This window comes from Dietzia sp. CW19 (assembly GCF_014145265.1).
GTDB lineage: Bacteria > Actinomycetota > Actinomycetes > Mycobacteriales > Mycobacteriaceae > Dietzia > Dietzia natronolimnaea.
In genome coordinates, this window is sequence record NZ_JAALEE010000157.1 from 1 (window position 1) to 1,834 (window position 1,834).

General features: G+C 72.0%; 3 protein-coding genes. 1 reads left to right on the forward strand and 2 read right to left on the reverse strand.

The genetic code is table 11. The features are described 5' to 3' along the window. Positions 1 to 41 precede the first annotated feature (41 nt). Positions 42 to 584, reverse strand: coding sequence for a nuclear transport factor 2 family protein (locus G6021_RS05485; protein ID WP_182640813.1), 543 nt, complete (start codon positions 582 to 584; stop codon positions 42 to 44). 24 nt (positions 585 to 608) lie between these two features. Between G6021_RS05485 and G6021_RS05490 the strand changes: the two genes are divergently transcribed. Further along, on the forward strand, positions 609 to 1,043 hold the full coding sequence (locus G6021_RS05490; protein ID WP_179523970.1) for a nuclear transport factor 2 family protein: 435 nt from the start codon (positions 609 to 611) through the stop codon (positions 1,041 to 1,043). 49 nt (positions 1,044 to 1,092) lie between these two features. On the opposite strand, the gene G6021_RS05495 is transcribed toward G6021_RS05490, so the two are convergent. Beyond that, on the reverse strand, positions 1,093 to 1,834 hold a 742-nt coding region (locus G6021_RS05495), incomplete at its 5' end, for a lipase family protein (protein ID WP_241736433.1).

The window sequence follows — 1,834 nt, forward strand, 5'->3', positions numbered from 1 at the left end:
GACGCCGCGGCTGGCGCCGGTGACCAGGGCGACGCGCGCGGTCACGAGTCGACCCCGGCGGTCGCGGCTGCCGTCTCGTCTCCGCGGACGGTGTGGACCTCGGGAAAGGTCACGGTCGCGCTGTCGAGGGAGCGCGTGATCGACCACCCCGGGGAGAACAGGCACTCGGCCATCACCCAGCGGCCGCTCTCCACCACGTAGACATCGGAGTACTCGCCGGTGGAGAGGGTCTCGGTGCCGTTCTCCCGGTCCACCTGACGGAACTGCAACGTCCAGGTGCCGGTGGCGCGCCGCGGCGCGCCCCCGTCCGCCGGGTCCTCGACAGCGATGGAGGGCATGAGGCCGTGGTGCATGTCGAGGATGCGGGGTCCGCCGTCGGAGGCGGTGGCCAGGGCGATCTGACGGAAGATCCCGACCATCGTGTCCGGGTCGGTGCGGCCGAGCGGGCCGAAGTCCAGGAGGCCGCCCTCGGCGACGAAGCACGCCCGGAACCCCTCCGGATCCTTGCCGTCGCAGGCCCGCCAGTACCGGTACTTGAGCTGCTCTATCGCCTGGCGGGCGCGGGATTCGTGCTCGAACTGCATGCGGGCCACGTTAGCCTAGTGGGCATGAGTCGAACACTGGTCGAGCTGTCCGATCGCTGGGACCTCCAGGACCTGGTGACCAGGTACGCGACCTGTATCGACGCCCGTGACTTCGACGGACTGGACAGGGTGTTCACCCCGGACGCCCGGGTGAGTTACGAGGCCTCGGGCGGCCCCGCGGACGACTATCCGGCGGTGCGCACCTGGCTGGCGGAGATGCTGCCGATCTTCGCCTCCACCCAGCACCTCATGGGCAATCTCGCGGTGACCCTGGACGGCGACACCGCGACCGGACGCTGCATGTGCTTCAACCCGATGGCCCTGCGGCCGGTGGAGGAGAAGGACCAGCAGGTGTTCTTCTACGGGCTCTGGTACGTGCTCGGGTTCGTCCGGACCGCAGAGGGCTGGCGGATCGACAGCCTCGCGCAGGAGCAGGCCTTCCACCACAACCTGCCCTGACGGACGACGGAGGGGCCCGCCACCCGGCGGTCCCCTCCGTGGTCCGGCGTCAGACGGTGCCGCAGGAGTCCGGGGCCGGCAGGCCGTGCACCCGGTCCATGAGGTAGCGCGCGTTGGTGGCGCGCTCGGCAAGCATCGGCAGGGCGTGGTCGACCACCAGCCCCGGCGCCAGAGCCGGTAGCTCCGCGGTACGCAGCTCCACCGTGGCGCCCCGGGCGCACCAGTCCCGGACCAGGTCGACCGCGGTGTCGTGGGGGACCACGTCGTCGTTCCGCCCGATCAGGACCATCGCGGGGACCGTGGGGGCCACGCGGCCGAGGTTGTAGCCCTCGAGGACCCGCAGGATCTCGGGCTCGGACCGGGCGGCGTCGGCCAGCGAGTTGCCGTGCGTGGTGAACTCGGTGGTCCGGCGCAGACCGTAGGCGAACGCGGTCTCGGCGACGCACTGCGTCGAGGTCACCTCGAGCATGCGCCTGCCCTCGTCGTTGAGCTGCCGGTCGAACGCCGGACGCAGCTCGGGGTGCACCTGCAGGATCCCGTTGATGGCGTACCCGACGGCCCCGGTGAGGACGCCACCGTCGACGCGGTCGAGGGTGCCGAGCATGTCCGACGGCGGGGCGCCCGCGGCGATCCCCACCAGGTTGAGGTCCGGTGCGTACTGGGGCTGCATCTCGGCGGCGGCCGCGGCCGCGCCTCCGCCCTGGGAGTACCCGCTCACGACCGTGGGGGAGTCGGGGGCGAGGTCGGTCCCGGACAAGCGCACCGCGGCCCGGGCGGCATCCAGGGCCGAG